The sequence below is a fragment of the Streptomyces prunicolor NBRC 13075 genome (assembly GCF_000367365.1).
Classification (GTDB): Bacteria; Actinomycetota; Actinomycetes; order Streptomycetales; family Streptomycetaceae; genus Streptomyces; species Streptomyces prunicolor.
Genome location: NZ_BARF01000033.1, coordinates 1 through 12,022, shown reverse-complemented (window position 1 = coordinate 12,022; position 12,022 = coordinate 1). Strand labels below are relative to the sequence as shown.

Annotated in this window: 9 protein-coding genes; 5 read left to right on the top strand and 4 right to left on the bottom strand. The window is 69.6% G+C overall.

All coding sequences use genetic code 11. The features are described 5' to 3' along the window. Positions 1-4 precede the first annotated feature (4 nt). Positions 5-1,030, bottom strand: a complete 1,026-nt coding sequence (locus SPR02S_RS15355; RefSeq protein WP_019057862.1) for a Gfo/Idh/MocA family protein — start codon at positions 1,028-1,030, stop codon at positions 5-7. Positions 1,031-1,124: 94 nt separating this feature from the next. Further along, entirely contained in the window at positions 1,125-2,225 is a 1,101-nt protein-coding gene (locus SPR02S_RS15350; RefSeq protein WP_019057861.1) for a baeRF3 domain-containing protein, read from the bottom strand. Between the two features lie 87 nt (positions 2,226-2,312). Here SPR02S_RS15350 and SPR02S_RS15345 point away from each other — a divergent pair, with 87 nt between their 5' ends. The 3 genes from SPR02S_RS15345 to asnB all read left to right on the top strand — a co-directional run bounded on the left by SPR02S_RS15345 (position 2,313) and on the right by asnB (position 7,168). After that, a complete protein-coding gene (locus SPR02S_RS15345; RefSeq protein ID WP_019057860.1) occupies positions 2,313-3,740 on the top strand; it encodes a basic amino acid/polyamine antiporter in 1,428 nt (475 codons plus the stop codon). A 34-nt stretch (positions 3,741-3,774) separates the two neighbouring features. Continuing rightward, entirely contained in the window at positions 3,775-5,037 is a 1,263-nt protein-coding gene (locus SPR02S_RS15340) for an arginine deiminase (protein ID WP_019057859.1), read from the top strand. 289 nt (positions 5,038-5,326) lie between these two features. After that, entirely contained in the window at positions 5,327-7,168 is a 1,842-nt protein-coding gene (gene asnB / locus SPR02S_RS15335; protein WP_019057858.1) for an asparagine synthase (glutamine-hydrolyzing), read from the top strand. An 8-nt stretch (positions 7,169-7,176) separates the two neighbouring features. Here the strand turns inward: asnB and SPR02S_RS15330 are convergent, their stop codons facing one another. Continuing rightward, entirely contained in the window at positions 7,177-8,763 is a 1,587-nt protein-coding gene (locus SPR02S_RS15330) for an alpha/beta hydrolase (RefSeq protein ID WP_019057857.1), read from the bottom strand. Between the two features lie 333 nt (positions 8,764-9,096). Between SPR02S_RS15330 and SPR02S_RS15325 the strand changes: the two genes are divergently transcribed. After that, positions 9,097-9,768, top strand: a complete 672-nt coding sequence (locus tag SPR02S_RS15325; RefSeq protein ID WP_019057856.1) for a chaplin — start codon at positions 9,097-9,099, stop codon at positions 9,766-9,768. A gap of 132 nt (positions 9,769-9,900) precedes the next feature. Here the strand turns inward: SPR02S_RS15325 and SPR02S_RS15320 are convergent, their stop codons facing one another. Continuing rightward, entirely contained in the window at positions 9,901-10,830 is a 930-nt protein-coding gene (locus tag SPR02S_RS15320; protein ID WP_019057855.1) for a LysR family transcriptional regulator, read from the bottom strand. 194 nt (positions 10,831-11,024) lie between these two features. Here SPR02S_RS15320 and SPR02S_RS15315 point away from each other — a divergent pair, with 194 nt between their 5' ends. Further along, on the top strand, positions 11,025-11,924 hold the full coding sequence (locus tag SPR02S_RS15315) for an SDR family oxidoreductase (RefSeq protein WP_019057854.1): 900 nt from the start codon (positions 11,025-11,027) through the stop codon (positions 11,922-11,924). Positions 11,925-12,022 lie beyond the last annotated feature (98 nt).

The following is a 12,022-nucleotide window of genomic DNA, read 5'->3' as shown; positions in this document are numbered from 1 at the left end:
GGTGTCAGCGGCTGACGTTGCCGTATAGATCCGGGCGCGGGGCCAGCTCCACGGCCACCCGGCCGCCGCTGTCCAGCGCCCGGACCCCGGCCTCGGCGACGGCGGAGGAGACGTAGCCGTCCCACACGCTCGGGCCGGTGACCAGGCCCTGCCGGGTGGCGTCGACCCAGGACTGCACCTCGCGGTCGTAGGCGTCCGCGAAGCGCACGAGGTAGTCCAGCGGTACGTCCTCGTGGGCGCTGCCCCGTGTGGTGACGACCATCGTGTGATCGTCGCCGATCCGGGCGCTGCCTGACTCGCACACGGCCTCGCAGCGCACCTGGTAGCCGAAGCCGCAGTTGACGAAGACCTCGACGTCCACGAGGGCGCCGCCGGCGGTCTCGAAGAGGACGAGTTGCGGGTCGAGCAGGCCCTCCGGGGCGTTCGCCGACGAACGCGGGCTGAGCACGGTCACCGCGGTGAGTTCCTGGCCGAGCAGCCAGCGGGCCGCGTCGATCTCGTGCGAGACGGAGCTGTCGATGAGCATCGCCGAGGTGAAGTAGGGCGGCGACGACATATTGCGGTGGGTGCAGTGCAGCATCAGCGGGCGCCCCAACTGCCCGCTGTCCAGCAGGGACTTGAGGCGCTGGTACTCCGCGTCGTAGCGCCGCATGAACCCGATCTGCGCGAGCCGGCGCCCGAGCCGTGCCTCCGCCTCCACCACCCGGAGCGCTCCGGTGGAGTCGGGCACCATGGGCTTCTCGCACAGCACCGGCAGCCCGCGCGCGAAGGCCGCGAGCAGTGCCTCCTCGTGCGCGGGACCCGGTGAGGCGATGAGCACCGCCTCGACTCCGGGGGCGTCGAGCGCGGCCACGGCGTCCTCGTGCACCGTGACCGCGTCCAGACCGGCCACCGCCTCCTTGGCGCGATCGGTGTCCGGGTCGGCCACCGCGACGACCCTGGCGCCGCTCACCACCTGGTCGACGCGTCGTATGTGGTCGGCTCCCATGTGTCCCGCACCCAGTACGGCCACGCCCAACAGGTCACCCACGTGTGCACTCCCTCTACGTCGACGATCACGCCGTAGCGTACGCCGTAGGGGGAGGGGGCCTCCGGAATGTGCCGGGCTCCGCAGCGAGGTGGGTTCAGTAGCGCAGCACGCCCGCGATGCCGTCGGCGGAGGTCAGGGTGCCGTCGGGGACGAAGCGGACCTCGGCACCTGTCTCCAGGCACTGTTCGACGATCTCGTCCACGATGTCCTCGCGGGCGTCGAGGTCGGCGCTGTCGGCCGGGACGAGATGGTCGCCGTGGTCGTCGCGGACCGTGACGCGGTAGTTCTCCTCGACGGCCAGCAGCCGGACCCGGCCCTCGCGGGCGTTCTGCCAGACCTCGTCGACGCCGGCCGCGAACTCCTTGCGCCCGCGCGCCGATTCGAGCTCGCGGGCCACGCCGACGGTGTTCTTGAGCGACTCGGCGTCGACCAACGGCCGTACGGCCTGCCACACGGCGTCCGGTGTGCCGTGCGCGAGGCCACCGTGCGCGATGTGCGCGGCGCCCTTGGTGGCGCTGCCGACCTCGTCCAGTGCGGACAGGGCGGCCTGTTCGCCGGTGATGTAGAGCGGACGCCTGTGCTCGCGCAGGATCCTGCCCATCGCGGTGTCGGCCTCACGAAGGAAGTGGCGGGTGTCCTCGTCGCGGAAGGTGCTCGGGATGTCCCCGATCCGCTCCTGGCGCTCGGCGTCGAAGTTGTCCCGGTGGTCGCGGGTCAGCGGGAAGCCGTCGGTGTGGTCCTCGACGACCCGGTCGACCCCGCCGTTCCACAGCGTGACGCGGTCCGCGGCGAGCGACAGCACCCAGAACGGCCGTTCGGAGGCCTGCGCGGAGACGAGGTTGCGGGTGAGGAACGTGTCGGAGAGCACCACACGTTCCGGCACGGACCTGGCGAGGGACCACACCTGGTGCTCACCCGGCGCGGCGAAGATCACCAGTCCGTCCTCGACGTGCGCCAGATCGATCTCGGCGAGGGCCTGGTCGAGCTGCCGGGAGACGTCGATGCGGCGCTCCCGGGGGACCGCGGGATCGGCCTCGAGCTGCTTCTTGGCCTCGGCCAGCACATTGCGCAGCCGGACCGGATCCTGGGCGTTGTCGGGCTCGCGACGATGCGTCGGGGTGAGCACGGAGACCGCGGGGTAGGGGCGCGGGCGCCGCAGTTCGGTAAGCGTGGCGGGACTCAGTGCGTGCTCCATAACAGCACGATAGGGCCGAATGACGGATGGGGCATATGGGGGAAGCCCGCCAGGCAAATAGGAAAATTGGTTGCTAACGTCCCTCGGGTGACGCAAGCCGCCACCACTGACACCGGTACCTCCACCGCCAAGCTGACCCTGCCGACGCTGACCACCATGGTCGTCGGCTCCATGGTCGGGGCCGGAGTGTTCTCGCTCCCGCGCCGGTTCGCGCAGGAGACGGGCGTGGCCGGCGCCCTGATCGCCTGGGCCGTCGCCGGCACGGGCATGCTGATGCTGGCCTTCGTCTTCCAGACCCTCGCGGTCCGCAGACCCGACCTCGACGCCGGTGTCTACGCCTACGCCAAGGCCGGGTTCGGCCAATACCTCGGCTTCTTCGCCGCGTTCGGCTACTGGGCCAGCGCCTGCGTCGGCAACGTGACGTACTGGGTGCTGATCATGTCGACGATCGGCACGATCGCCCCGTCCCTCGGCGAGGGCGACACCGTCCTCGCGGTGGTCCTCTCCTCGGTCGGACTGTGGCTCTTCTTCCTGCTGATCAGCCGCGGTGTGAAGGAGGCGGCGGCCATCAACCGGATCGTCACCGTCGCCAAGGTCGTGCCGATCCTCGTCTTCGTCGTCCTCGCGCTCTGCTACCTCAAGCCCCATGTCTTCGCGGAGAACTTCGGCGGCGCCGACTACGCGGGCTCGCTGTTCCAGCAGGTCAAGGGCACCATGCTGGCCACCGTCTTCGTGTTCCTGGGTGTCGAGGGCGCCAGCGTCTACTCCCGGCACGCGAAGCGCCGCGAGGACGTCGGCCGCGCCACCGTCCTCGGCTTTCTCAGCGTCTTCGCCGTCTTCGCGTCGGTCACGATCGTGTCGTACGGCCTGATGCCGATGGGCGAGATCGCCGAACTGCGGCAGCCCTCCATGGCCGGCGTGCTGGAGCACGCGGTGGGCACCTGGGGGAAGGTCTTCGTCAGCGTCGGGCTGATCGTCTCCGTGCTGGGCGCCTATCTCGCCTGGACGCTGATGGCCGCCGAAGTGCTGTTCGTGGCCGCCAAGGACGACGACATGCCGCGCTTCCTGAAGAAGTCCACGGCGGCCGACGTGCCCGTCCCCGCACTCGTGATGACCACACTGCTCAGTCAACTCGTTCTGGTCGTCACCTACTTCTCCGACGACGCCTTCAACTTCGCACTGGACCTGACCAGTTCACTGACGCTGATCCCGTTCCTGCTCGCGGCAGGCTTCGCCGTACGGATCGCGCTCACGCGAACTCGCGCAGGGCGCGGTGAGCTGGTGGTCGCCGTGCTCGCCACGGTCTACACCGCGTTCCTCATCTACGCGGCCGGACTCAAGTACCTCCTCGTCTCGCTCATCATCTACGCGCCGGCCACCTTCCTGTTCGTCAAGGCCCGCAGAGAACAGGGGCGTTCGCCCTTCTCGGCCCGGGAGCTGGTGATCCTCGCCGTCTCGGTCGCGGGCGCCGTCGTCGGGATCATCGCCCTGGCACTGGGCTGGATCAGCCTCTGACCTCGCCTCCGACCTCCGGAAAGGTGCGTGCACCGTGACCACTCAAGACACCGTGGACCGACATGAGTACGGCGTCCACTCCGAGGTCGGCCGACTGCGCAAGGTGCTGGTCTGCGCACCGGGACTGGCCCACCGCAGGCTCACCCCGACCAACTCCGACGACCTGCTCTTCGACGACGTCATGTGGGTCGAGAACGCCCAGCGCGACCACGCCGACTTCGTCAACAAACTCCGCGAACGCGGCGTCGACGTCGTCGAGTTGCACGAACTGCTCGCCCAGACCATGACGATCCCCGCCGCCAAGGACTGGCTCCTGGACCGGAAGATCGTCGCCAACGAGGTCGGCCTCGGCATCGTCGACGCGACCCGCGCCTACCTGGAGAGCCTCGAACCCGCCGAACTGGCCAAGTACTTGATCGGCGGCCTAGCCACCACCGACCTCCCGGACGACTACCGCACCGACTACGTCGCCCTCGTCCGCGAGTCGACCGGAGTCCGCGAATACCTGATGCCGCCCCTGCCCAACACCCTCTACACCCGCGACACGACCTGCTGGCTCTACGGCGGTCTCACCCTCAACCCGCTCTACTGGCCCGCCCGGCACGACGAGACCCTCCTGATGAAGGCGATCTACACCTTTCACCCGGACTTCGCGGGCTCCGTCGTCTGGTGGGGCGACCCCGAACTCGACTGGGGGCAGGCCACGTTCGAGGGCGGCGACATCATGCCCGTCGGCAACGGCGTGGTCCTCATGGGCATGAGCGAGCGCACCTCGCGCCAGGCCATCACCCAAGTCGCCAAGGCGCTCTTCGACCTGGGCGCCGCCGAGCACGTCGTCGTGGCCGGTATGCCGAAGCTGCGTTCCGCGATGCACCTCGACACCGTCTTCACCTTCGCCGACCGCGACTTGGTGACCCTGTACCCGACCATCATGGACGCCGTCCACGCCTTCTCCCTGCGCCCCGGCGACAAGGCACCCGGAATCGACATCGTCGACGAGGGTTCGACCCCGTTCACCGACGTCGTCGCCAAGGCACTCGGCCTGCCCGAACTGCGGATCGTGGAGACGGGCGGCGACGTCTACGCCTCCGAACGCCAGCAGTGGGACAGCGGCAACAACGCGGTCGCGCTGGAGCCGGGCGTGGTCTTCACCTACGACCGCAACACCCAGACCAACACCCTGCTGCGCAAGGCCGGCGTCGAGGTCATCACGATCGTCGGCGCCGAGCTGGGACGCGGCCGGGGTGGCGGGCACTGCATGACCTGCCCCATCGTGCGGGACCCGGTGGAGTTCTGAACTTCCGGGCTCTTCGCGGTTGTTGAGCAACTCTTTGCCCATGGCCGATTCCTGATGAGATCCACCCGGTGGAGCCCCGATCCGTGGATCTCGGGTGCGCAAAGCGCGGCTGAAAACGCGGGGTCGGCGCGGCCGTTCAGGTTACGGGCATGTTGACCGGCCCTGTGGGTGTGACCCACGCTCGTCATATAGATGCTCGATACAACTGGTTCGGTGGGTGTGGGTCACATGCGCGGAAAGGTGCAGGTGAGTGGGCACAGGCCGGCGGACCGGACGCAGGAGGTAACGCATGTGCGGCATCACCGGCTGGGTCTCCTTCGACCGTGAACCGCGCACCGAGGCCGCGACATTGGATGCAATGACGGAGACGATGGCCTGCCGGGGCCCGGACGACCGCGGTGCCTGGATCCAGGGTCCCGCGGCCCTCGGACACCGCCGGCTCGCGATCATCGACCTGCCCGGCGGCCGTCAGCCGATGACCGTCGACACGGCGGACGGCACGGTCGCGCTCGTCTACTCGGGGGAGACCTACAACTTCACCGAACTCCGCCGCCAACTCGCCGACAGGGGACACCGGTTCACCACCGACTCCGACACCGAGATCGTGCTGCGCGGCTATCTCGAATGGGGCGACGCCGTCGCCGAACGCCTCAACGGCATGTACGCCTTCGCGATCTGGGACGGCCGCCGCGACCGACTGGTCATGATCCGCGACCGCATGGGCATCAAGCCCTTCTACTACCAACCGACCCCGGACGGCGTCCTGTTCGGCTCCGAACCGAAGGCCATCCTCGCCAACCCGCTGGCCCGCGCCAGGGTCACCCTGGACGGCCTGCGGGAACTCTTCACCATGATCAAGACACCCGGGCACGCCGTCTGGGACGGTATGCGCGAGGTCGAGCCCGGTACGGTCGTCACCGTCGACCGCTCGGGCCAACGGCGGCGCGTCTACTGGCAGTTGGAGACCCGCCCGCACACCGACGACCGCGACACCACCGTCGCCCACGTCCGCGCGCTCCTCGACGACATCGTGCGCCGCCAGCTCGTCGCCGACGTACCGCGCTGCACCCTGCTCTCCGGCGGCCTCGACTCCTCCGCGATGACCGCGATCGCCGCTCGCCAACTCGCCGAGCACGGCGAGAAGGTGCGCAGTTTCGCCGTCGACTTCGTCGGCCAGAACGAGAACTTCGTCGCCGACGACCTGCGCGGCACCCCCGACACTCCCTACGTCCACGACGTGGCCCGCGCCTCGGGCACCGACCACCAGGACATCGTGCTCGACGCACACGCCCTCGCCGACCTGGACGTACGGGCGAAGATGCTCCGGGCCCGCGATCTCCCCCTGGGCTTCGGCGACATGGACTCCTCGCTGTACCTGTTGTTCCGCGCCATCCGCGATCAGTCCACCGTCGCTCTGTCCGGCGAGTCGGCCGATGAAGTCTTCGGCGGATACCTGCAGTTCTTCGACGAGGAGGCCCGGCGCGCTTCCACCTTCCCCTGGCTGGTGCGCTTCGGTCAGCACTTCGGGGACGACGCCGACGTGCTGCGCCCCGACCTGACCAAGGCCCTGGACACCGAGTCGTACATCGCGGACGGCTACCGCACCGCCGTCGCCGGCATCCAACGCCTAGACGGCGAGAGCGACTTCGAGTACGGCATGCGGCGCATCTGCCACCTCCACCTCACCCGCTTCGTCCGCATCCTGCTCGACCGCAAGGACCGCGCGAGCATGGCCGTCGGCCTGGAGGTCCGTGTCCCGTTCTGCGACCACCGGCTCGTCGAGTACGTCTACAACACGCCCTGGGCCCTCAAGTCCTACGACGGCCGGGAGAAGACCCTGCTCAGGGAGGCCACCGCGGACGTCCTCCCGAAGTCCGTCTACGACCGGGTCAAGAGCCCGTACCCCTCCACCCAGGACCCCAAGTACGCGGTCGCCCTCCAGGACTACGCCAAGGACCTCCTCGCCCGGCCCTCCCACCCGGTCTTCGACCTCGTCGACCGCGAGCGGCTCCGGCGGGCCGCCCACCGCGACACACCCATCAGCACCCAGGCGGGCCGCCGCGGCCTGGAACGCGCCCTCGACCTGGCGCTCTGGATGGACCTCTACAAGCCCGAGATCGTGCTTGCCTGAGCGGTCCCTCAGGGGACCTCGGCGGTGTCCGGCTGGCACGAACTCCCGCTGGGCGGCAGCGAGCCGTACAGCAGGAAGTCGTTGACCTTGGTGTGCACACACTTGGAAGAGGCGTAACCAGTGTGGCCCTCACCCTTGTTGTCGAGCACCACAGCCGAGGAACCGAGCCGCTGGGCCGTCTCCACGGTCCAGCGGTACGGCGTCGCCGGGTCGCCCCGGGTGCCGACGAGCAGCATCTTCGGCGAGCCCACGTTCTTGACGTCGTCGCGGATGTAGTCCGTGCCCCGGGGGCGGCCGTAGCACATCAGCACCTCGGTGAGCCGGTAACGGCCGAAGACCGGAGAGGCCTCCTCGTACTGGGCGCGCAGGCCGGCCAGGTTCCTGGTGATCTGCTCGGCGGTGGGGCGGTCGGGGTCGTCGGCGCAGTTGATGGCCATCAGCGCGGCCGGGAGATTGTCGAGCGGGACGTCCTGCGCGTCGACGATCCCGCCGCTCCCGCGCCGACCGGGCAGGCCGGTGCCGCCCGACGAGAACGCCATGATGGCCCGCGTGTCACCGTCCTCCACCAGCGAGGCGATGGCCCGCTCCAGCGTCGGCCACATCTGCTTGCTGTACAGCGCCTGGCTGATGGAGCCCACCAGGTCCTGGCCGGAGAACGGGTCGCCGAAGTCCGTCTGCACCGGGTCCTGGTCGAGCGAGCGGACGAGCTGTACGGCCCGGTCCGGCGCCGATCGCGCGTCGGTCCCGAAGGGACAAGCGATGTCCTGCACACACCAGTTGAGGAAGTCCTCCAGCGCCGTCTGCTGCCCCTCGGCGCCCGCGATCCCCTGCTCGGACAGCGGTTCGGTGAGGGTGTCGACGCCGTCGAGCACCAACCGGCCGACCTTCTTGGGGAATTGGGCCGCGTACACCGCGCCGAGCCGCGTTCCGTAGGAGAAACCGAGGTAGTTCAGCTTTTTGTCGCCGAGGGCCTGGCGCATCACGTCCAGGTCCCGGGAGGCGTTGACCGTGCCGATGTGGGGGAGGACCGGGCCGGAGTACTTGGCGCAGGTCGCGGCCGCCTTCCGCAACTGCTTGAGGACGACCTTCGGATCACTGCTCTCCGTGGCGTCCTCGTCGACCGCGGCCGAGCCCTGGTCGGAGCCCTCGCCACAACTGACGGGCGAGGACTGGCCGACACCGCGCGGATCGAAGGTGACGACGTCGTAGCCGTTCGTCAGATCCATGAACTCCTTGCCGTCCGAGGCGAGTTCACGGACACCCGCGCCACCAGGACCGCCGAAGTTCAGCAGCACCGACCCCCTCGACTTCCCGGTCGCCCGGTAACGGGCCAGCGCGAGATCGAGCGTCCCACCGCCGGGCTTCGCGTAGTCGAGCGGGACGGTGACCTTCCCGCACTGCAGGTCCTTGGGCGCGTCCGGGTCCTTGCACGCGGCCCACTTCACCTTCTGCCGGTAGAACCGGGACAGGTCGGCCTGCGGCCCGTCGGCGGCCGTGGCGAGCGCGGGCAGCCCCGCGCCGAGCAGTGCCAGCGTGAGGACCCCGGTGAACGCGCACCGCCGGAACGCGGGCCGCGATGACAGCCTGGCCAGCATCAATGCCTCCAAGAACGCGCCGTGACCAGCGCCTTCGATCACGATAAGCGGGCCTCACGGGCCCCGCCTCCCGGCGGGCGGAGTGGTGATCGGTGCCGTATTCTGCGCCCCTTCAATAGGCCTAAGGGGTTTTCCTATTAGTGGTTTCCGACCCATGTGGTATCCGACCGATGAGGAGTCGTGATGAGTAGTTCGATAACCGTGACGCTCGATGGAGTGAAAGGCCGATAAGCCATAACTCGGATGGTGCGCCCGCGTTTTATCCGGTGCGGGTGTGTGCCCGCTACATCTCTGGAAGGCAGGGAACCTATGAAACGGGTTACCCGAAACGGTGTGATCGCCGTCGCGGCCGCGTCCGGTGCGATGGCTGTGGCGATGCCGGCGTTCGCCGATTCCGGTGCGGACGGCTCCGCGGCCGGTTCGCCCGGGGTGGTGTCCGGCAACACCATTCAGCTCCCGGTGCACGTGCCGGTGAACGTGTGCGGGAACACCGTGAACGTGGTGGGGCTCCTCAATCCCGCCGCGGGGAACACTTGCGCCAACGAAGGCGGCGCGAAAGCGGGCGGTGGGAAACGGAGCGGCGGTAAGAGCCCCGGTGGACCGCGCGGCGGTGCCGTCGCACAGGGCGGCGAAAAGGATTCACCGGGTGTGCTCTCCGGCAACGGAGTGCAACTCCCGATCCACCTCCCCGTCAACCTGAGCGGCAATTCGGTGAGCGTGGTCGGCGTCGGCAACCCGACCGTGGGCAACCACTCCGAGAACACCTCGGGCGACCATCCCCACCACCCCGTGCACCCGACCCCGGCGCCGCCCACACCGTCGAAGCCGCACCCGGGGCCACGACCGGTGACGGAGGTGGAGGGCAACCCCGCCCAACCCGCCACCGAGGCATCGCTCGCCCACACAGGTGCTGACAACACAATCCCGGCCGCCGCCGCGAGCGCGGCCCTCCTCCTGAGCGGCGCCGCCCTGTACCGCCGCTACCGCCCCAGGGCGGGACGCTGACCCCAGCACCCGCGCCGGAACGGAAGGCCCCACCGGGTACACGACCGGTGGGGCCTCCGTCGTCCGGCACGACCGGGGCGGCGCAGGTCATCGCGGAGAGGTCCCGCGGGCAAGGGTGGAGGACGCCAACTCCTAGGAGCCGTAGGGGAGTTCCTCGGTCTGCTCCGTAGGTGCCTTGAGAAGGGTGCGGGCCGCCTTCCGGAACGCGGACAGCAGGCGGTTGTGCTCGCCGGAGCGGGTAGCGAGGGCGACATGGCTCGGTTCGACGCCATGGAGGGGGATCGCCATGATGTCGGGGCGGATCGTCTGGCCGGGTTGCAGACCGGCCGTGATGGCCACGGCCTGTCCGTCGGCGACGAACTCGAACTTGTCCTCCAGGGCCCGGATGACCGGACCACCGGGTGCCGGGCGGCCGTCGGGCCGGGGATCGATACGCCAGAACGCGCTCCACGCCGGGTCCGCGCCGGGCGTCTGCGGCAGGGGCTCGTCGGCGATGTCGTCCAGGGTGACGGACTCCTTGCCGGCCAGCCGGTGGTCCAGCGGCACGAGCAGGACGCGCGGCTCGTCGTAGAGGACCGTGACGTCCAACTCGGCGGTGGGGAACGGCAGTCGGCCCACCACCGCGTCAGCCCGCCGCTCCAGCAGGGCCGCGCGCACATCGTCGTAGGCCAGATGCACGACGTGCACATCGGCGTCCGGATGCCGGCGCCGCACCTCGCGCACGGCAGGGGTGACGTAGAGGTTCGCCATGTAGCCGACCGTGAGGCGGCTGGGTTCCGCGGCGGCGCGGGTCTCGGCGGCGGCCTGGGCGGTGGAGCGCAACAACGCCTTTGCGCGCGGCAGAAACACCTCCCCGGCCTCCGTGAGCCGGGTGCCCTGCGGGGTGCGGTCCAGCAGTCGGGCCCCCAACTGCTCCTCCAGGCGCCGGACTTGACGGCTCAGCGACGGCTGGGTGATGTGCAGCGCCTCGGCGGCGCGGCCGAAGTGACGCTGCTCGGCGACGGCGATGAAGTACCGCACGAGACGCAGTTCGAGATCGGGCGCGGGAGGCAGTTCCGTCATGCCCGAAGTGTACGGCGCGGCGTCGAGGAGTCTTCGGCCGTATGCCCCTGTGAACTGCGGTGATGCCTGATCCGTATTGCGCCATGCGAAACAGGCTTTGGACCGGGAACCCGGGCCCCGACCACGATGGAAACACAGCGGAGCACCGCATCGCACAGCACCGTTCCGCACCCACTTCATCGAAGGAACGCACCATGCGTGTTTTCGTCACCGGCGCCAGCGGGTTCATCGGCTCCGCCGTGGTCCGTGAACTGCTCGACGCCGGGCACACGGTCACCGGACTGGCCCGCTCGGACGCGTCCGCCGAGGCGCTGACGGCCGTGGGGGCCGCCGTGCACCGGGGCTCGCTCGACGACCTCGACAGTCTGCGCGGGGGCGCCGCGGCGGCCGACGGGGTCTGCCATCTCGCGTTCATCCACGACTTCACGGACTTCGCCGCCAACTGCGCCACCGACCTGCGCGCCATCGAGGCGATTGGTGAGCAACTCGCCGGTACCGACAAGCCGTTCGTGGTCACGTCCGGCACGCCCGGGCTCGGTGACGGGAGGGTGGCTACGGAGGAGGACCACGTCGACCCCGGGTCGTTCTCGGCGATCCGGCAGCCGTCCGAGATCGCGGCGGTCGCGCTGGCGGAGCGGGGGGTTCGGTCGTCGGTCATCCGGCTGCCCCGGTCCGTGCACGGCGTGGGCGACAAGGGGTTCGTCCCCCAACTCATCGCCGTGGCCCGGGAGAAGGGCCTGTCGGCGTACGTCGGCGAGGGCAGTGCGCGCTGGCCCGCCGTGCACCGGCTCGACGCGGCGCGGCTGTACCGGTGGGCCCTGGAGTCGGCACCGGCGGGCGCGCAGTACCACGCGGTCGGGGACGAGGCGGTGCCGCTCCGCGAGATCGCGGAGGTCATCGCTCGCCGACTCGGCGTCCCGACGGGAAGCGTGCCGGCCGAGAAAGCGGTCGAGCACTTCGGCTTCCTCGGCCTTGTCGCCTCGCTGGACTGCCCGGCGTCGAGCACGGTGACGCGTAAGCAGACGGGGTGGGAGCCGGTTGAGGTTGGATTGATCGCTGACCTTGAGACGGGGAGTTACTTCGGGGAGGAGTAAGAAGGCAGGTCCGGCGTGCTCCGTTGTTGTACGTCTGCGGGCCTGTGGGGGCTGGTTGCGCCCACGCGGCGGAGCCGCAAATGTCACAGCCCCGCGCC

Excerpts from the sequence above, each read along its gene's own strand:
- SPR02S_RS15350 (WP_019057861.1), bottom strand. The coding sequence starts at position 2,225 with ATGGAGCACGCACTGAGTCCCGCCACGCTTACCGAACTGCGGCGCCCG.
- asnB (WP_019057858.1), top strand. The coding sequence starts at position 5,327 with ATGTGCGGCATCACCGGCTGGGTCTCCTTCGACCGTGAACCGCGCACC.
- SPR02S_RS15330 (WP_019057857.1), bottom strand. The coding sequence starts at position 8,763 with ATGCTGGCCAGGCTGTCATCGCGGCCCGCGTTCCGGCGGTGCGCGTTC.
- SPR02S_RS15320 (WP_019057855.1), bottom strand. The coding sequence starts at position 10,830 with ATGACGGAACTGCCTCCCGCGCCCGATCTCGAACTGCGTCTCGTGCGG.
- SPR02S_RS15315 (WP_019057854.1), top strand. The coding sequence starts at position 11,025 with ATGCGTGTTTTCGTCACCGGCGCCAGCGGGTTCATCGGCTCCGCCGTG.